This is a genomic window from Enterobacter sp. NFIX58 (genome assembly GCF_900110475.1).
Taxonomy (GTDB): Bacteria; Pseudomonadota; Gammaproteobacteria; order Enterobacterales; family Enterobacteriaceae; genus Enterobacter; species Enterobacter quasiroggenkampii.
On record NZ_FODW01000001.1, the window covers coordinates 1,712,126 to 1,730,928 of the forward strand.

Sequence of the window (18,803 nt, forward strand, 5' to 3'; positions counted from 1 at the left end):
CCTAACGTAGCGGAGCATAAAACAATCACAATATATTCTTCTCAGGGATCGCTATGACAAAAAAACTGTTGCCGTTACTGGTGCTGGCTGCGCTCTCAGGCGCAGCCCACGCCGCTACGCCGCCCAACACGCTGGTGGTTGCCCAGGGGCTTGATGATATCGTGAGCCTCGACCCGGCCGAAGCCAACGAGCTCTCCAGCATCCAGACCGTGCCGAGCCTTTACCAGCGTCTGGTACAGCCGGACCGCGATAATCCGGAAAAAATCACGCCGATTCTGGCAGAAAGCTGGGAAGCGGACGCGGCAGCAAAAACCCTGACCATCAAGCTTAAACCCGATGCGAAATTCGCTTCCGGCAACCCGCTGCGCCCGGAAGACGTGATCTTCTCTTATACCCGCGCCGTGACGCTGAACAAATCCCCGGCCTTTATCCTCAACGTGCTGGGTTGGGAGGCGAGCAACATCGCCAGCCAGCTGAAAAAGGTGGACGATCATACCCTCCAGCTTCACTGGACGGCGGACGTCAGCCCGTCGGTGGCGCTGAATATTCTCTCCACGCCGATTGCCTCTATCGTCGATGAAAAAGAGGTCGCCGCGAACGTGAAGGATAATGACTTCGGTAACGCGTGGCTGAAAATGCACTCGGCGGGCAGCGGCGCCTTCAAAATGCGCGTCTATCAGCCGCATCAGGCCATCGTGCTGGAAGCTAACGACGCCGCGCCCGGCGGCGCGCCGAAGCTCAAAAGCATCATCATTAAAAACGTCCCCGATCCGGCTTCACGCCGCCTGCTGATCCAGCAGGGGGATGCGGACGTGGCGCGCGATCTGGGTGCAGACCAGATTAGCGCCCTGGACGGCAAGCCGGGTGTGAAGGTGCTGAGCATCCCGTCCGCCGAGCAGAATTACCTGGTGTTTAACACCGGCAACAGCGCCAATCCGCTGCTGAATAACCCGGCCTTCTGGGAAGCGTCGCGCTGGCTGGTCGATTATGACGGCATCACGAAGAACCTGCTGAAAGGCCAGTATTTTGTTCATCAGAGCTTCCTGCCGGTCGGCCTGCCGGGCGCGCTGGAAGATAATCCGTTTAAATTTGACCCGGCAAAAGCGAAAGCCATTCTCGCTAAAGCGGGCATTAAGGACGCGCACTTCACGCTGGACGTAGAGAACAAGCCGCCGTTTATCACCATCGCCCAGTCGATGCAGGCGAGCTTCGCTCAGGGTGGCGTGAAGGTGGATCTGCTGCCTGCCGCCGGGAGCCAGGTCTATGCCCGCGTGCGCGCAAAGCAGCATCAGGCGGCGATTCGTCTGTGGATCCCGGACTACTTCGATGCGCACTCTAACGCCAGCGCCTTCGCGTGGAACGACGGGAAGTCCAGCACCGTGGCCGGCCTGAACGGCTGGAAAATTCCGGAGCTGAACAAGGCCACGCTGGCGGCGGTTGCCGAACCGGATCCGGCGAAGCGTCTGGATCTTTACAAGAAAATGCAGGAACAGCTGCAGCAGAGCTCGCCGTACGTGTTCGTCGATCAGGGCAAAACCCAGATCGTGGTGCGCGATAACGTGAAGGGGTATCAGCAGGGGCTGAACGCGGATATGGTCTGGTACGATCGCGTCACGAAGTAGCCCTTGTTGCCGGGTGGCGCTGCGCTGACCCGGCCTGTGTTCTCGGTTTTTGTAGGCCGGGTAAGGCAAAGCCGCACCCGGCATGAAGAGATTTCCCATGCCACATCTTTCCACCCGCGTGCTTCAGGGCCTGCTGACCCTGCTGCTCACGCTCTTCGGGCTGCTGCTCGTCACGTTTGCGCTCTCGGCGTTTTCACCGGTCGATCGCGTGCTGCAGATCGTCGGGGATCACGCCAGCCAGTCGACGTACGATCAGGTTCGCCACCAGCTTGGGCTGGATCGTCCCCTGCCCGTGCAGTTCTGGCACTACCTGCAAAACCTTGCCCACGGTGATTTGGGCACCGCCAGCGCCACCGGGCAGCCGGTGCTGCAGGATCTGCTACACGCCTTCCCCGCCACGCTGGAGCTGGCAACGCTGGCGCTAATTATCGGCACGGTACTCGGCGTGATTGCGGGTGTGCTGTGCGCCCGCTACGCCGGTTCGCCACTGGACTTAGCGATCAGAACGCTCACCCTGCTCGGCAACTCGGTGCCGATTTTCTGGCTTGGCCTGCTGATGCTGGCCCTGTTCTACGCGAAGCTGCAGTGGAGCGCGGGCCCCGGCAGGCTGGACGATATCTGGCAGTTCACCGTCGAGCCACGCACCGGCTTTGCGCTGATAGATACCTGGCTTTATGGCGATCGCGAGGCATTCCGCAATGCCCTCAGCCACCTGGTGCTGCCGGTGTTGTTGCTGGCCTATTACTCGCTGGCGAGCATTACCCGCCTGACCCGCTCCGCCTGCCTCGGCGAAATGAACAAAGAGTACATTCTCCTTGCCCGCGCCAAGGGGGCCGGGGAGATGACCATTCTGCTGCGCCACGTGCTGCCGAACATTCGCAGTACCCTGCTGACGGTGATTGCCCTGGCCTACACCAGCATGCTGGAAGGTGCGGTATTAACAGAGACCGTGTTCTCGTGGCCGGGCATCGGACGCTATCTCACCACCGCCCTGTTCGCCGGAGACACCACCGCGATCATGGGCGGCACGCTGCTGATGGGCGTCTGTTTTGTCCTGATCAATAACCTTACCGACCTGCTTGTGCGGGCAACCGATCCCAGGGTGCGCTGATGCCGTTTTATCTCTTCTTACGTCGCCTGCGCCGCTCCCCTGCCGCCGTTTGCGGACTGATTGCCATCGCGCTGCTGGTGTTTATTGCCCTGTTCGCCCCGTGGCTGGCACCGGTTGATCCGAACTGGCAGGACGCCGCCGCGCGCCTGCAGGCACCGACCGGCCAGCACTGGCTGGGCACCGACGGCTACGGGCGGGATCTGCTCTCGCGCCTGATTTACGGCACGCGTCCGGCGCTCGGGCTGGTTGCCCTGGTGACGGTTATTACCCTGCCCGCCGGGCTGCTGGTGGGCATTTTGTCCGGCTACTACGGCGGCTGGATGGAGCGTATCCTGATGCGCTTCACCGACGTGGTGATGTCAATGCCGCGCCTGATCCTCGCTTTCGCATTTGTCGCGATGCTCGGTCCGGGGCTGGTCAACGGCGCGCTGGCGCTGGCCTTAACCACCTGGCCTGCCTACGCGCGGCAGGCGCGGAGCGAGATCCAGCGTCTGCGCCACAGCGATTATCTGGCCGCCGCCGAGATGATGGGGATCCGCGGCCTGCGCCTGCTGGTCGGCCATATTCTGCCCCTGTGCCTGCCCTCCGCGATTGTGCGGCTGGCGCTGGATCTGGCGGGAATTATTCTGGCCGCCGCCGGTCTCGGCTTCCTCGGCCTTGGCGCACGGCCGCCCATGGCCGAATGGGGGGCGATGATTGCGGACGGCATGCAGGTCATTTTCGACCAGTGGTGGATTGCCGCCATTCCGGGCGGAGCCATCCTTTTTGCCAGCCTGGCGTTTAACCTGTTAGGCGATGGCCTGCGCGACGTACTGGAGCCACAGCATGACTGAACATCACGTCATCGTCGATGCGCTGAATATCGACTACCCCGCCGCACGCGTGGTCAACAACCTGAGCTTTACGCTTGGCAACGAGCGGCTGGCGCTGGTGGGGGAATCCGGCTCCGGCAAGTCCATGTCCGCCCGCGCCCTGATGGGTCTGGTGCGTAAACCCGGTATCGTGAGCGCCAACCGGCTTAACGTACTGGGCAACGATCTGCTGACCCTGAACGCCCGCCGCTGGCAGGCGCTGCGCGGCAACGGCATTGCGATGGTCCTGCAGGATCCGCGTTACGCCCTTAACCCCGTCAAAAGCGTCGCCGCCCAGCTTGATGAGGCGCTCACGCTGCATCAGCGCCTGCCGCGCCCGGAGCGTGCGGCGCGCATTCACGACATCCTCCGCGCCGTCGGGCTGAGCGAGAACGTGCTGTCACGCTACCCCGGTGAGCTTTCCGGGGGCATGGGCCAGCGGGTGATGATTGCGATTGCGCTGATCAACAACCCGCAGGTGCTGATTGCCGACGAACCGACCTCCGCGCTGGACGCGCGCCTGCGCAACCAGATCCTCGAGCTGCTGGTGCAGCAGTGCGAAGAACGCCAGATGGCGATGCTGTTAATCAGCCACGATCTGCCGCTGGTGGCGGAGCACTGCGACCGCGTGCTGGTGATGTATCAGGGCGAAAAGGTGGATGAGATGACAGCGAGCCAGCTCCCGCAGGCGACGCATCCGTACACGCGAACCCTCTGGACCTGTCGACCAGACGCCCATACTTATGGACAGATGCTGCCGACGCTCGACCGTTCACAGCCGTGGAAGGAGGCCAACGATGGCGCTCGTTGAGGTTAACCAGGTGCAGGTCACCTTCGGGGAAAAAACGGCGGTCTCTGCCGCCAGCTTTAGCATTGAGAGAGGCGAAACGTTCAGCCTGATTGGCGAATCCGGCTGCGGCAAATCGACCCTTCTGCGCGTGCTGGCTGGGCTGCAGCGCGAGTGGCGTGGCAGTATTGCACTGCTGGGAGAAACGTTAACGCCAGGGCGACGTTTTGAAGGCGAGCTTCGCCGCAACGTGCAGATGGTGTTTCAGGATCCGTGGGCGTCGCTGCACCCGAACCACACCATTGCGCGCACGCTGTCGGAGCCGTTAAGCATCCACGGCGAGACGCAGATCGCGGAAAAGATGGCCAATGCGCTGCTGCAGGTGGGGCTCTCCGCCGACGCGGGCAGGCGCTATCCGCACCAGCTTTCCGGCGGCCAGCGTCAGCGCGTTGCGATTGCCCGCGCGCTGCTGCTGCGCCCGCAGCTTCTGCTGCTGGATGAACCGACCTCGGCGCTGGATATGTCGGTACAGGCGGAAATCCTGAACCTGCTTAACCGCCTGAAGGCCGAGCATGAGATGACCTATCTGCTGGTCAGTCACGACGCGGATGTGATTGCCCATATGTCCGACCGGGCGGCCTTGATGGCGCACGGGAAGATCCAGAAGGTGTTTGACCGTAAGGCGATGTTACGGGGCGAGCACAGGATGGGTTAAGTGCGTGCGGCGGTGCCCGGTGGCGCGTTGAGGTTTTTTTGTAGGCCGGGTAAGGCATCGCCGCCACCCGGCAAAACGTTACTTCAGCAGCTTCACCGTGGCATCAATGTCGATCTCATCTTCAGTGAAGATCAGCGTCGTATTCTGGAAGGTGGTGATCGCCAGCTTCTTCACCGTGCGCATTTCGCCAGGCTTTTTATCAGATTTCGGCTTGATGCTGTTCATCAGCAGCCCCACCGACAGCACCGCATTTTCTTTGTCGATTTTGGTATCCGCGGGCTCTTCTTCGTTGAACACCACGAAGGATTTGATCGAGGTGAGCTTCACGCGCTCGCCTGCGATATAGAGATGTTTGCTTTCGGGGATCACCTTCACCGCGTAGGCGGAAAGGCCTTTGTTGTTGGTGGTTGGCTCGAAGGTCACCGCGGCATCTTTCTTAATCAGATCGGGGTTCGCGACCTTAATCACATGAAAATAGCGGTTGTCGCCGTTTTCATCTTTGATAAATCCAAAGCCTTTATCTTTAAACCACGTTGTGATTGTACCGTTCATCGCTGTTACCGCCTGTCAGATCGTAATGACTAAAGTTTTGCAGCGCGCAGTGTAATGCACAATGGCGGAGGAGACAAAAAAAAGCCCCTGCACGGGTGCAGGGGAAAACTCATGTCAGAGCTTATTAGTATTGAATTTTTAGTTGAACACCATCCCACCATCGATGAGCAGCGACTGGCCGGTCATGTAGTCGGAATCCGGTCCCGCCAGGTATGAAACGCAGGCAGCGACATCTTCCGGTTCGGACAGGCGGCCAAGCGTGATGCGTTTGGCAAAGGTTTCGGTCCCGTAGCCCAGCGGTTTACCCGCCGCCTCGGAGACCTGACGGTCGATCTCTGCCCACATCGGCGTTTTCACGATGCCCGGGCAGTAGGCGTTAACGGTGATCCCCAGCGGAGCAAGATCCCGCGCGGCGGTCTGGGTTAAGCCGCGTACCGCAAATTTACTGGAACTGTAGACGGCCAGCTCCGGGTTACCGGTGTGACCCGCCTGGGAGCAGGCGTTGATGATTTTTCCCCCGTGCCCCTCTTTGCGGAACGCATCAATCGCGGCCTGGATCCCCCAGATCACCCCTTTCACGTTAATGTTGTAGACCTTGTCGACAATCTCCGGCGTGATGGACTCGATCGGCGTGGACGGCGCGATCCCGGCATTATTGACGATCACGTGGAAACCACCCAGCGCGGTGCGGGCTTTCTCCACAGCCGCAAATACCTGCTTGCGGTCAGAGACGTCCACCTTCACGGCGACGGCGTTACCGCCGTTACGGATAATTTCATCGGCGACGGCTCTGGCCGTCTCCGCGTTATAGTCGGCAATGGCGACGGCAAACCCATCCTTCACCAGGCGAAGCGCAATTGCTTTACCAATCCCCTGGCCTGAGCCTGTTACGAGAGCAACTTTTTGCATTTCTCTGTCCTTATGTTGAGTCACAAAATCTGGCTGAGATGGAGCTGGCCCATCAGCAGCGGGTTATCGCTGTAGTCGACGGGAATGGCCACCACGGCCGGGCCATCCACATCCATTGCCGCACGCAGCGTGGGTTCGAGCGCGTCGGCGCTCTCCACGGCAAAGCCTTTCGCGCCAAAGGCGTCGGCATAGACTTTGAAATCGACCGGGCCGAACTCGACGCCGGAAAGACGCTGGTATTTTTTCTCTTCCTGAATGGCAACCATGTTGTAGCCGTTATCCACCCAGATGATGTGCAGCACGTTAGCGTTGAGGCGCACCGCGGTTTCCAGCTCCATGCTCGACTGCAGGAAGCCGCCGTCACCGGAGACCGACACCACCTTGCGGCTCGGGTTGACCAGCCACGCGCCAATGGCCCACGGCAGCGCGACGCCCATGGTCTGCTGGCCGTTGGAGATCATCACCTGACGCGCCCGGAAGCTGTAGAGATAGCGGGCGATCCAGATGTGGAAGCTGCCCATATCCACGGTGAGCGTCACGTCGTTATTGACGATGTCCTGCATGGCCCGCACGATGCGCAGCGGATGCAGGGCAAACTGATTAAGCGAGGCGCCGCGACGATCGAGCAGATCGCGCTGATGCTGGCGGTCGACCAGAATTTCGGAGGCCCGCTGGCTTAGCTCAAGCTTATGGTCGATACGGTTAGCGAGCTGATTCAGGGTTTCGGCGATGTCCCCCACCAGCTCCAGATCCGGCACGTAGTTACGTTCTTCATAGGCTGGCAGCACATCAATGTGCACCAGCGTGGCGTCGCCGCTGTTCCACATGGACGGCTCGTACTCCACCGGGCTGTAGCCGATGCAGATAATCAGATCCGCCAGATGGAGCAGCCGGTCACCCGCCTGGTTATTGAACAGACCGACGCGTCCGGCGAAGCGGGTGAAGTGCTCCTGGTTCACCGCCCCGGCGGCCTGATAGGTGCTGGTGACCGGAATACGGCTTTTCTCCAGCAGCTTGCGCAGCGCGGCGCTGTTGGCGGGCTGGCTCGCCATCAGCCCCAGCAGGATGACCGGGTTTTTGGCCTTTTCGATAAGCTTCGCCACGTCGTTGATGGCGGATTCCGGTGCCGGCCCCATCAGCGCGGGACCGCTGGCGGGTAAAATCGCCCCCGTGGCGGGCTGATCGACAATATCCTGCGGCAGGCTGACGAAGGCGCCCCCCGGCCTGCCGTGCTCGGCGGCGCGAAACGCGTTGGAAACCACCTCAGCAATCGCGTCCGGCGCACTCACCTCCACGGCGTATTTGGTGACCGGGCTGAACATGGCGACGGTGTCCATGCTCTGGTGCACCAGCTTGGCTTTATCCGCCCGCTTCACTGCCCCGCCCAGCGCCACCACCGGGTCGCCTTCGCTGTTGGCGGTGGCAATGCCGGTGATCAGGTTGGAACAGCCGGGCCCGGAGGTCACCAGCGCCACCCCGGCCTTGCCGGTCAGACGCCCTACCGCCGCCGCCATAAACGCCGCGTTGGCTTCGTGACGCACCGGAATGATCTCGATAGAGGAGTCCAGCAGGGAGTCAAAGACTTTGTCGATTTTCGCCCCGGGGATCCCGAACACCTGCTTCACGCCCTGCGCTTCCAGCTGGCCGACAACCAAATCGGCGCCGTGCGCCCACTGACGTGACTGTTTCTCACTGTTCACGGTAGTTCTCCTGTTAGTTTTCGACGGCACGGATCGCCGCATCCAGATTGCTGGGGTGAAGGTTGGCCTGTAAAAACGCGCTGTCGGCGGGCAGGTCGATCATCAACTTGTGAATTTCACCGAAGGTGAGCACGCCGCTCTCCAGCTGGTAGTCGAGCAGATGCCCCCCGCCCTGACGGTCGTCGGTAATGAAATGTTCGTGGTAGCCCGCCACGTTGATGCCCTGCATATGCTGCGGCGTGCGGAACCCGACCAGCACCCCTTCACGCTGGTTAAAGCGGAACACCGGCTGGTCGTCCAGCACGTCGGTCATCGCGCGGTACGGCGGCTTCTGGCGCGGTACTGTGCGGGTGTGGGCATGGCGGAAGTTGCCGTCAATGCGCAACGCGCAGAACAGGTTATCGGAGGGGATCTGCTGGTCGATCGCGTCGTGGATCTGCTGACGGCTGACCGGCGCATTGAAGGTGATCCGATACTGCGGCTGGAACCAGGTCATGACCGCAAACGGCGTTTTTTGCTCCGGCTTCGCGGCCCGGGCGCTGCCGTCGGCGCGCAGCTGGTACACCTGGCTGCTGAAGGCGATCATTTCGCCGTCCAGCTCGTTGAAGGTGCCCAGACCAAAGTCACCGTGTGCCAGCAGATCGGCGATGGTGGTCTCTCCTTCATACACGCCGCTTAGCAGGGCGCTCATTAGCGATGTCTGATAGATCACGCTGTCAGGATGCTGAGCAGAGAACCCGCGCAGGGTCTCGCACAGACTGGCTTCACAGTCGCAGGCAGATGAATGCACCATCATGCTCGTCCTCTTCAACTTTATTTAGAAAGGTTAAATAAATGTTGACCCGATTCAGCAGAGAGTTCCAATATAGAAACCATGCTGGTTTGAGACGTTTTAGATATGGAACTTCGTTATCTGCGGTATTTTGTCGCGGTAGCACGCGAGCGACACTTCACCAGGGCGGCCGAAGCGCTGGGTATTTCGCAGCCTCCTCTGAGTCAGCAGATCAAACGGCTCGAAGAGGAAGTGGGCACGCCGCTGTTCAGGCGCCTGACGCGGGGCGTGGAGCTGACCGAAGCGGGAGAAGCCTTCTATGAGGACGCCTGCAAGATCCTGGCGCTGAGCGATGCCGCGCTGGAGAAAGCCCGCGGCATCGCGCGCGGGCTGAACGGCAACCTGTCGATTGGCATCACCAGCTCCGACGCTTTTCATCCCAAAATCTTTACCCTGATTCGCCAGTTTCAGGTGCAGAACATGGCGGTGCAGGTTCATCAGGTGGAAGCCAATATGTCGTCGCTGACGACGATGCTGGCGGAGGGTGAACTGGATATCGCCTTCGTGCGCCTGCCGTGCGAGAGCAGCAAGGCGTTCGAGTTAAAAATCCTCGACCGGGAGCCGATGGTGGTGGCGCTGCATCGCGATCATCCGCTGGCGGCGTGCGATTCGCTGGCGTTGGAGCAGCTTCGGGATACGCCGGTGGTGCTGTTCCCGCAGGAGGTCGCGCCGGGCCTGTACGACCGGGTTCACGGCTGCTGCGAGCGGGCCGGGATTGACGTGCAGCACGCGCTGCAGTCGTCGCAGCTTTCCTCCTCCCTGAGCATGGTTTCCGCAGGCGGCGGGTTTGCGCTGGTGCCGAAATCCATGGCGGCTATATCTCCGCCGAATGTCACCTATCACACGCTGAGTTCACCGGAGCTTTATACCGACATCGCGCTCTGCTGGCGCCGTTTTGAACGCTCGCGGACGGTGAAGCGGTTTTTGACGATGCTGAGCGAAGGGTGACGGCCGTGCTGCTGTGCCCGGCGGCGCTGAGCTTGCGCGGGCCTACGTTCGTGTCGCTTTTCTTTTGTATGCCGGGTAAGGCGTAGCCGCCACCCGGCAATGCCAGTCTCCGGCGTTAACTCCAGACATCGTTCTCTGCTATGGCTTAAGAGAACAATTCTGGCGTTCAGGATGGTTTCGCACGTCTGATACCCCTGTTCAGTTCCCCGTTGACTTATTTGCGCTGTGTTTTCATCATCCGTTTCCGGGACAACGCGAGTCCATTCAGTCTGCGAAGATCGAACGTCACTTGACAACAGCAGCGCTAACCTTAAACAGCGGGACTATTTGCTATGAATCCAAGGGAAAATATTGTCAGTACATTCAGTGAGTTGTCTGCGGAATTACAGCGTGCTGCCGAGTTCTCGCTACAGAATACCAATCAACTGGTCGTGCTATCGATGCGTGCCTTCGCCAGTGAAGCCGGTGTAAAACCCGCTACGCTGCTGCGGCTCGCGCAACGATTAGGCTACAACGGCTGGGGTGAACTCAAGGACGCATTCATCGATGAACTCGGGCTGCGCAATGATACATATGTATCCAAAGCCGAGAAGCTGATCGCCAAAGGCACTCAGCCGCAGCTGTATGAAGAGGTGTTTCAGGCGCATCAGGCCAATTTGGCTTTCACACAGCATGAGAACCATCAGGCCATGGAGCAAGCTGTAACGCTGCTGGACGCGGCTGAGAATGTCTATATTTGCGGCTTCCGGGCCAGCTTTCCTATCGCCTGGTCGCTGTTTTATGTCTATCGACTGTTCAATCGGCAGGCGTCGTTAATTGATGGTCTGGCGAGCAATATCGAGGTGTTCACCCGCGAATTAACAGCACAAGATTGCCTGTTACTTACCAGTTTTGCCCCCTATTCCCGTGAGTCGCTCGATGTCCTGCGCGCGGCCCAGCAGGCAGGCGCGACGATCGTTGCCATCACGGATTCTCCCGTCTCGCCATTAGCCCAGGCTGCCGATTGCACGCTGCTGTTCTCTATCGACAGCCCGTCGTTTTTCCCCTCCGTGGTGTCCGGCATGGGGCTGGCCGAGTGTTTACTGGCGATGCTGGTCGCGCGCCATGGTCGAGATGCAGTGAATAAAATCGAAAATGCTGAACGCTACCTTATTAACTCTGGTGCCTATGTGGTGCCCGGGAAACCCTGAAAAATAATTCATTTGCATCCGGCATAAGAAAACCGAATACATTTGAATCAAAATGAAATTGACGTGATACAAATGAATCCTGCATGATGCGCTTCATTAGCACAGCGCATTCAGGAGCAGGACCAGCATGACCCATATCATTCACCGCAGTCTACGCAGCACGCCCGCCGTGGCGGTACGCGCCCAAGGGGCGTACATTTTTGATGCACAGGGAAAACAATATCTGGATGCCTGCGGTGGCGCCGCCGTTTCCTGTTTAGGCCACGCGCATCCTGACGTGCTGGCTGCGATGCATCGCCAGATCGATCAACTGGCCTATGCCCACACCAGTTTTTTTACCAGCGACACCGTTGAGCAGCTTGCTGAACAGCTGACGCGCACGGCGCCTGGCGATCTTAACTATGCCTATTTCGTTTCGGGCGGTTCGGAAGCGGTCGAAACCGCGCTCAAGCTGGCGCGCCAGTATTTTGTTGAGATCGGCCAACCGTCGCGCACCAAGTTTATCGCCCGTAGGCAGAGCTACCATGGCAATACCCTTGGGGCGCTCGCGGTGGGAGGCAACGAATGGCGCCGCCGCCAGTTTGCTCCCTTGCTGATCGACGTGATCCGCGTTTCGGCCTGCAATGAATATCGCGACCGCCGCGCTGACGAAACCCAGCAGCAATACACCACGCGTCTGCTCAACGAGCTGGAGCACGCCATTATTGAGGCCGGTCCCGACACCATTATTGGTTTCTGTGCAGAAACCGTGGTGGGGGCCACCACCGGCGCCACCCCGCCAACCCCGGGCTATCTAAAAGGTGTACGCAACCTGTGTGATAAATACGGCATCCTCTACATCGCGGATGAAGTCATGTGCGGCATGGGACGCACCGGCACATTGCATGCGTTTGAACAGGATGATGTGGTGCCGGATTTGGTGACCATCGCGAAAGGGCTGGGGGGCGGCTATCAGCCGATTGGCGCAGTATTAGCGAGCGAGAAAATTGTCTCAGCGCTCCAGGCCGGTAGCGGTCTGTTTCAGCACGGGCACACCTACATTTGCCACGCGACCGCCGCGTCCGCAGCCCTGGCCGTGCAGCAGGTGATTGCACGTGACAATTTGCTGCAGGCGGTCAGGCAACAGGGGGCTTACCTGCACAGCGCATTGCGTGAAGTGCTGGGGGAATTACCGCACGTTGGTGATACGCGTGGACGCGGCTTGTTTGCGGGCGTTGAGCTGGTACGCGATAAAGAGAGCAAAACCCCCTTTGATCCTGCCCTGAAGCTGCATGCAGCCATCAAAGCAAACTGTATGTCACGTGGGCTGATGGTCTATCCAATGGGTGGAACCATTGACGGCCAGTATGGCGACCATATCCTGATCGCACCACCATTTATCGTCACGCCTGGCCAGCTCGACTTTGTGGTAGACACGCTGAACACCGTGATTCGCGAAGAGACCAGCAAATTATGATCAATCGTTTACCGCCGCTGGCGGAGCATGAGTGGGACGACCAGCAGCGCGCGTTGGCCGAAGAGATAATCAACGGGCCCCGCGGTGCGCTGCTGCCACCTTTCGAGCCGCTGCTGCGCAGCCCAGAGCTTATGGCGCATGCACAACGCATGGGGGAATACCTGCGTTATCGCAGCGCGCTGGGGCAGCGCCTGTCTGAACTGGCGATTTTGATGACCGCGCGGCACTGGTCGCAGCCTGTGGAGTGGGCGATTCATGCGCCGATAGCGCGCGAGAAGGGTATTTCTGCCGCGGCGGTGCAGGCGATTAATGAAAAGCGTCTTCCAGAGGATCTGCAGCCGGATGAGTGGGCGATCTATCACTTTTGCAAGGAGTTGCAGGAGCAGCAGAAGGTCAGCGATGCCACCTGGCAGCACGCTATCGCGCTGTGGGGCGAGAAAGGCGTGGTGGATCTGATCGGCATCAATGGCTATTACAGTTTTCTCTCAATGGTAATGAACGGCGCACAGACGCCGGTACCCGACACCCGGGATGAGATTATTCCCGCATAAGCTTTCGCTTTAAATTTGGCGCATGAAAGTGCGCCCTGCATATCAACATTTTATTTCCCCACCCCGCAGATGTATTTCGCCGGGTGACATTCATGCACGCTACTTCACTGACGCCGAGGGTTATCATGTCTGGATTATTAACTAAATTAAAAGTTACGTTAGCGCTGGTCGCTTGCTCCGCCAGTTTTGTGGCACAAGCGCAGGATAAATTAACGGTTGGCGTTGATACCGCCTTTGTCCCCTTTGAATTTAAACAAGGCGATAAATACGTCGGCTTTGATATTGATTTGTGGGATGCCATCGCAAAAAAAATGGATGTCAGCTACGAATTACGCCCGATGGACTTCGGGGGACTGATTCCGGGTTTGCAATCACGTAATCTGGATGTCGCCATGGCGGGCATTACGATAACCGACGCGCGTAAACAGGTCGTCGATTTCAGTGACGGTTATTATGATGCTGATTTATTAATGGCGGTGAAAAGCAGCGATAATACCATTACTAAATTCAGCGATTTAGCAGGAAAGAAAGTGGGATTAAAGCAGGGAACGGCGGCGGCCAGCTTTATGAAAAGCAAATATAAGGCGAACTATGTTGAATTCCCGAATATCGACAACGCCTATCTTGATTTGCAGGCAGGTAACCTTGATGCCGTGGTGCATGATTCCCCCAATGTGCTCTATTACGTAAAAACGGCGGGTGATGGCAAAGTGAAATCGACCGGCGAGACTGACAGCATTCTGCCGCAGCACTACGGTTTTGCGATGCAGAAGAACAGCAGCCTGACGCCGAAGATCAACGCTGCACTGCAGGCGTTACGTGCGGACGGAACTTACAACAAGATTTACGTGAAGTGGTTTGCTAAACAGCCAAAATAATCCCGCCAGGTCGGAGCGATCCGACCTCGTTGCATCTTAACGGGTAACATATGAATTTCGACAGTAAATATATTTGGGAGTCCCTGCCGCTGCTGTTGCAAGGACTACAGTTGACGCTGATTATTTCATTATCAGGTTTATTGGGTGGTTTTGTTATTGGCCTGCTGGCCGGAACCTGCCGGGCGCTCGGAGGGAAAATATCAAAAACAGTCTCGTTAGTTTTTGTCGAGTTAATCCGCGGAACGCCTATTATGGTGCAAGTGATGTTTATTTACTTCGCACTCCCCATGGTGTTACCGATTCATATCGACCCGGTAACGGCGGCCATTACGACCATTGTGATTAACTCGGGTGCTTATATTGCAGAAATCACCCGAGGGGCGATCCTCTCGATTAATAAAGGTTTTAGAGAGGCCAGCCTGGCAATGGGATTATCCCAGCGCAGCACGCTATGGCATGTCATTATGCCGCTGGCATTACGCCGTATGATCCCTGCGTTGGGTAATCAGTGGATTATCAGTATTAAAGACACCTCGCTGTTTATTGTGATTGGTGTGGCGGAATTGACTCGTCAGGGGCAAGAAATTATTGCCGGTAATTTCCGTGCGCTGGAAGTCTGGACCGCAGTGGCAATGATCTACCTGCTGGTGACGCTGTGCCTGAGTTTCCTGCTGAAGCAACTGGAGAAGAGGATCCATATTTTATGAGCATGGTTGAATTTAGCGCAGTGTCGAAAAATTTCGGCGCCACTCAGGTGCTGCACGACATCAATTTAAAAATTGACGCTGGCGAAGTCGTGGTGATCATCGGCCCTTCCGGTTCGGGCAAATCGACGCTGCTGCGCTGTATTAACAAGCTGGAGGAAATTTCCTCCGGCACGCTGCTGGTAGCGGGAATGCATATTACCGATCCTCACGCTAACGAATGTGATATCCGCCGTGAAGCCGGGATGGTGTTTCAGCAGTTCCATCTGTTCCCCCATCTGACGGCGCTGGAGAATGTGATGTTTGGTCCGGTTCGCGTACGCAAACAGAGCAAAGCCGCCGCGCGGGAACAGGCGCTGGCGCTGCTGGACCGCGTTGGCTTACGCGAACGCGCCAGTCACTACCCATCAGAGCTCTCTGGCGGTCAGCAGCAACGCGTGGCCATTGCCAGAGCCCTGGCGGTGAAACCGAAAATGATGCTGTTCGATGAGCCGACCTCAGCGCTGGACCCCGAATTACGGCATGAGGTGCTGAAAGTCATGCGCTCGCTGGCCGAAGAAGGCATGACCATGGTGATTGTGACCCATGAAATCGGCTTCGCCCGCGATGTGGCATCCCGGCTCATTTTTATTGATGGCGGTACCATTGCCGAAGATGGTCCACCTGATATGCTGCTGAATAGCAGTCGCAATCCCCGCCTGAAAGAATTTTTGCAACACGTATCCTGAACAGAAGTGAATGATAACACTATGAAAAAAATCGACATTCGTGGTTCCGCTTTTGCAGTAGGTCAGGCGCTTGGCGCGTTCGGACGCGAGGCCTGGCATGCAAAACTGACGCAAACGGCATTGTGGCAAACCGTTACCGCCATGAAAGACGCAGAACAGACCCGGAGCATGCGCTCGCGGGTCCAGTCTCAGTATCCCCTGATCTGGCAGGAGCTGGAGGGATTGGCCGAGGGTCTGGATGCACCGTTTGATGAGGTGTTTGCCTGGAACTGCCGCGGCGATCTGGTGAGCTCAACCTCTGATGGCTGCACCACGGTAGCGGGAAGCACCGCGGAGGGAGAGCTGATTATCGCGCATAATGAAGACGGTTTCCCGCAGCTTCGCAATGACTGCGCCATCGTCAGCATCACTCCGGATGATAGCCTGGCGTTCACCAGTTTCGCTTATCCGGGATCGATTTGCGGACACACCTTCGCCGTAAACGAAAAGGGCGTGGTGAATACGGTGAATAACATACGCGCTTTGCACCGTCCGGACGGCATGCCGCGCCAGATACTTGCCCGCGCTGCGCTGAATGCCGCCAGCCTGGATGAAGCTATCACTATACTGACCTCATCACCACGCGCCGGAGCCTTTCATCATACGCTGGGACAAATGGGAGACAGCCGGCTGTTTAGCGTGGAGGCGACGGGAACAGGCTGTTCCGTCACGCCGCTGCGGGACGTTTTCGCCCATGCTAATCACCTTATCCACCCTCAGCTTGATGCGGTTGAGCAGGTGATCACTGACAGCTCCCGGTCACGCCAGCAGCGGCTAAACGCCTGGCTGGAGACGCAATCTCACCTTGATGGTGCAGCGGCACTGGGTATTCTTTCAGACCAGCATGATCCTGCGCTCCCGATTTATCGTCTCTCGCCACACGACCCGGATGAAGAGAACACGCTGGCCACGGCCATTTTTACCCTGAGTACGTCGCAGATAAAATGGCAGATATTCACACACGATCGGCAAAAACCCGTTTTACAGCAGGAATACCCGGCGGCGCTGCGCTAGCGCGGGCCTACAGGGCTGTGATTTTTGTAGGCCGGGTCAGGCGTAGCCGCCACCCGGCAATGCCCTTCTGGAAGCCGCCTCGCAAACCTGCAAGCAACCTTATGTAATTCAGGGGCATCCCCTTTCCTTCCTTTTTTCACCGCCGTAAAGTGCCTGCGTTGCGGCACATCCGTAACCGGGCGTAGGAACCCGTTAGCATAACATGACATTTTTTGGACAAAGAGGATGCTAAATGGCGACTACCCCTGAATTTTCCTACGCGCTTTCTGAGGAAAGCGCTGTTCATCAGCTCATCACCCACCCCATTTCCGATTCTGCGGATCTCTTCGAACTGGCCGATGCCTGCGCCGCTTACGTAAGCGTACTGGTGGAAACTGACGATGCGGTGACGTTTGCCACGCTTTGTAAGCAATTACTGGCTGCGCTCAAACGGCTGCGAGAGTGCTGTGACTCGGAACTTCCGCCGTATCTGGCTGAACAGCTTATTGCGGGGGAAAAGATTGCTTCCTGCGTGCCGGACTGCTGGCAAGAGACGACGTTGCAGGTGGATTATGCCGTAGCGTTAACGCTGGCGGTGATGGGCGGGACGCTCCCTGTAAACGTGGCGAAAGAACTGACCGGGCTGCTTCATGATATGGTCTGGCTGCTGGCGGAGTTTGTGAAGGAGCCTTATATCCAGGCGCACTGAGACGGGTGATGGGAGGCTGGAATTCTGCTGGGTAAGAAGCAGGATTTCGGCCTTACGCAAAGTACAACGTAGCTTGTTTAATGTCTGTAAAGAGCGAGGAGCAGGCTTCTAGGTTCTTGACTAAGAATTGGCCCCTCTATAGGCCTAAATAACTGGGATACGATAAACATTAAAGCGTTTTGGTCGGACATAATCATCTATGATGATTTAGTATTTCCTCGTGAAAGAAAATCTGCTGCACCTTCGCATGGAATATTTAAATTTCTTAATTCCAACTCAAGAGTTAAAATAAAAAAGTATAGTTAAAATTTAGTGGATTAAGTAATGGCTAACAAAAAAAGAGATAACTTTAGTGCTAAGACGATTAAAACCCTTCAGGAGAGAGCAGGATGTCGATGTTCGATGCCTGGATGTGGTGTTGTGACAATAGGCCCAAGTGAGGAGTCATTAGAAAAATCCATCAATCTAGGTGTTGAAGCTCATATATGTGCTGCTTCTCCTGATGGGCCTCGTTACGATGCAAACATGACAACTGAAGCTCGTAGACATATAAAAAAATGAATTTGGTTATGTGTATCGCATAGCACTTTGAACGATCGCGATATTATCAGTTATCCGGTAGAAGTCCTGCAATCCATGAAAATGGACCATGAAGAAGCAATTAAGGCAGAAAATAGATCAGGTAAAGGCTTTCTTCAAAATGCTGATTTTTTTGCAATTGGCCCGATATTGTAGGATTAAGTGAATTGCAGGGAGTATCAATTAATAATTGGTCTATTCGAATTGACCATTTTGTTGCCGGCGATTTATCAAACCTCATTCGATTCATTGAGAATTTTGATCAGCAAGACCTGTCAGATCGATACCTCATAATCAATTCACTGGGTGATGGTCGTCAGTTTGCAGCAGCTCCTACATGGAGAAAAGATGGGAAATCAATTGAGCTGTCATGTACTCTTAAGAATCGATTTCCTCGAAAAAATGCAAAAGATCTAGGCCGTACATTAGCCAGAGACAACTCGAATGATATCTTCTTAGTTAATAGGAGCTTATCACTCGTTAGCGGCATTGAAGCTTTGCCTCAAAAAATTAGAACAACCCTTTCTCTGATTCAAGATAAGTCCCCCTTTTACCCTAAGGCTGGAAATTGTATTAAAGAGTACTTCGACATTTTTGATGATTCGCCATGGATTTTACGCTGGGTTAAACTTGAAGTAATAAGGCAGGCATGTATTCATTACTAAAATAAATCAACTGATACTGAATCAACTCCGCTTGAATGCGTCAATAAAGTTATTGAAGTTGTGTCAAAATCTAATACAAAAAAAACAACTGGCGCTTAATTATGTTTAAACTAGATATCGAAGGGATTGGCATATGGGAAGGAGTCCTTCCAATTTGTGTTCCCTATGATAGTATGCAACCTAAACCAAATAGCTGGGAACTCCTGTCAGACTAGAAAGTTCCCGGTTGATATTATTAAAAAAAATTATTTTTTTGTATTGTACTGAGTGCAGCCAGTACTGGG

20 protein-coding genes are annotated in these 18,803 nt (G+C 56.6%); 16 read left to right on the plus strand and 4 right to left on the minus strand.

The features are described from left to right. The first annotated feature begins 53 nt into the window (after positions 1-53). The 5 genes from BMW97_RS08410 to BMW97_RS08430 all read left to right on the plus strand — a co-directional run bounded on the left by BMW97_RS08410 (position 54) and on the right by BMW97_RS08430 (position 5,086). On the plus strand, positions 54-1,622 hold the full coding sequence (locus tag BMW97_RS08410; RefSeq protein WP_045909643.1) for an ABC transporter substrate-binding protein: 1,569 nt from the start codon (positions 54-56) through the stop codon (positions 1,620-1,622). Positions 1,623-1,719: 97 nt separating this feature from the next. Continuing rightward, positions 1,720-2,733, plus strand: a complete 1,014-nt coding sequence (locus BMW97_RS08415) for an ABC transporter permease (RefSeq protein ID WP_045909644.1) — start codon at positions 1,720-1,722, stop codon at positions 2,731-2,733. Next, positions 2,733-3,566 carry an ABC transporter permease gene (locus tag BMW97_RS08420; RefSeq protein ID WP_045909645.1) on the plus strand — a complete coding sequence of 278 codons (834 nt, stop codon included), beginning with the start codon at positions 2,733-2,735 and terminating at the stop codon, positions 3,564-3,566. Before BMW97_RS08415 ends, BMW97_RS08420 begins: the two co-directional genes overlap by 1 nt. After that, positions 3,559-4,395, plus strand: a complete 837-nt coding sequence (locus BMW97_RS08425) for an ABC transporter ATP-binding protein (RefSeq protein WP_045909646.1) — start codon at positions 3,559-3,561, stop codon at positions 4,393-4,395. The genes BMW97_RS08420 and BMW97_RS08425 overlap by 8 nt, the downstream gene beginning before the upstream one ends. Further along, positions 4,382-5,086: an ABC transporter ATP-binding protein gene (locus tag BMW97_RS08430; protein WP_045909647.1), complete on the plus strand. Its 705-nt coding sequence runs from the start codon at positions 4,382-4,384 to the stop codon at positions 5,084-5,086. Before BMW97_RS08425 ends, BMW97_RS08430 begins: the two co-directional genes overlap by 14 nt. Before the next feature lie 78 nt (positions 5,087-5,164). Here the strand turns inward: BMW97_RS08430 and BMW97_RS08435 are convergent, their stop codons facing one another. The 4 genes from BMW97_RS08435 to budA all read right to left on the minus strand — a co-directional run bounded on the left by BMW97_RS08435 (position 5,165) and on the right by budA (position 9,040). Further along, on the minus strand, positions 5,165-5,638 hold the full coding sequence (locus BMW97_RS08435) for a cold-shock protein (protein WP_045909648.1): 474 nt from the start codon (positions 5,636-5,638) through the stop codon (positions 5,165-5,167). 138 nt (positions 5,639-5,776) lie between these two features. Continuing rightward, positions 5,777-6,547, minus strand: coding sequence for a (S)-acetoin forming diacetyl reductase (locus BMW97_RS08440; RefSeq protein WP_045909649.1), 771 nt, complete (start codon positions 6,545-6,547; stop codon positions 5,777-5,779). A 20-nt stretch (positions 6,548-6,567) separates the two neighbouring features. Continuing rightward, on the minus strand, positions 6,568-8,247 hold the full coding sequence (alsS, locus tag BMW97_RS08445) for an acetolactate synthase AlsS (RefSeq protein ID WP_024906953.1): 1,680 nt from the start codon (positions 8,245-8,247) through the stop codon (positions 6,568-6,570). Between the two features lie 13 nt (positions 8,248-8,260). Beyond that, positions 8,261-9,040 carry an acetolactate decarboxylase gene (gene budA / locus BMW97_RS08450; protein ID WP_086374961.1) on the minus strand — a complete coding sequence of 260 codons (780 nt, stop codon included), beginning with the start codon at positions 9,038-9,040 and terminating at the stop codon, positions 8,261-8,263. 105 nt (positions 9,041-9,145) lie between these two features. On the opposite strand from budA, the gene BMW97_RS08455 reads away from it, so the two are divergent. The 11 genes from BMW97_RS08455 to BMW97_RS23835 all read left to right on the plus strand — a co-directional run bounded on the left by BMW97_RS08455 (position 9,146) and on the right by BMW97_RS23835 (position 18,519). Continuing rightward, on the plus strand, positions 9,146-10,027 hold the full coding sequence (locus BMW97_RS08455; RefSeq protein ID WP_045909651.1) for a LysR family transcriptional regulator: 882 nt from the start codon (positions 9,146-9,148) through the stop codon (positions 10,025-10,027). A gap of 332 nt (positions 10,028-10,359) precedes the next feature. Beyond that, complete coding sequence (locus BMW97_RS08460) at positions 10,360-11,217, plus strand: MurR/RpiR family transcriptional regulator (protein WP_045909652.1); 858 nt, start codon at positions 10,360-10,362, stop codon at positions 11,215-11,217. Between the two features lie 127 nt (positions 11,218-11,344). After that, positions 11,345-12,673, plus strand: a complete 1,329-nt coding sequence (locus BMW97_RS08465) for an aspartate aminotransferase family protein (protein ID WP_090392643.1) — start codon at positions 11,345-11,347, stop codon at positions 12,671-12,673. Next, positions 12,670-13,224, plus strand: a complete 555-nt coding sequence (locus tag BMW97_RS08470) for a carboxymuconolactone decarboxylase family protein (protein WP_175430163.1) — start codon at positions 12,670-12,672, stop codon at positions 13,222-13,224. The genes BMW97_RS08465 and BMW97_RS08470 overlap by 4 nt, the downstream gene beginning before the upstream one ends. A gap of 125 nt (positions 13,225-13,349) precedes the next feature. Further along, positions 13,350-14,102, plus strand: coding sequence for a glutamine ABC transporter substrate-binding protein GlnH (gene glnH / locus BMW97_RS08475; protein ID WP_045909654.1), 753 nt, complete (start codon positions 13,350-13,352; stop codon positions 14,100-14,102). Positions 14,103-14,152: 50 nt separating this feature from the next. Next, positions 14,153-14,809 carry a glutamine ABC transporter permease GlnP gene (gene glnP / locus BMW97_RS08480; protein WP_024906945.1) on the plus strand — a complete coding sequence of 219 codons (657 nt, stop codon included), beginning with the start codon at positions 14,153-14,155 and terminating at the stop codon, positions 14,807-14,809. 2 nt (positions 14,810-14,811) lie between these two features. Further along, positions 14,812-15,534, plus strand: a complete 723-nt coding sequence (gene glnQ / locus BMW97_RS08485) for a glutamine ABC transporter ATP-binding protein GlnQ (protein WP_024906944.1) — start codon at positions 14,812-14,814, stop codon at positions 15,532-15,534. Positions 15,535-15,555: 21 nt separating this feature from the next. Beyond that, the gene (locus BMW97_RS08490) at positions 15,556-16,587 is read left to right on the plus strand and encodes an acyl-CoA--6-aminopenicillanic acid acyl-transferase (protein ID WP_045909655.1); all 1,032 of its coding nucleotides are present in this window, start codon (positions 15,556-15,558) and stop codon (positions 16,585-16,587) included. A gap of 232 nt (positions 16,588-16,819) precedes the next feature. Next, positions 16,820-17,275, plus strand: coding sequence for a hypothetical protein (locus tag BMW97_RS08495; RefSeq protein ID WP_045909656.1), 456 nt, complete (start codon positions 16,820-16,822; stop codon positions 17,273-17,275). Between the two features lie 324 nt (positions 17,276-17,599). Beyond that, a complete protein-coding gene (locus BMW97_RS23830) occupies positions 17,600-17,836 on the plus strand; it encodes a hypothetical protein (RefSeq protein WP_126534566.1) in 237 nt (78 codons plus the stop codon). A 185-nt stretch (positions 17,837-18,021) separates the two neighbouring features. After that, complete coding sequence (locus BMW97_RS23835) at positions 18,022-18,519, plus strand: hypothetical protein (RefSeq protein WP_126534565.1); 498 nt, start codon at positions 18,022-18,024, stop codon at positions 18,517-18,519. Positions 18,520-18,803 lie beyond the last annotated feature (284 nt).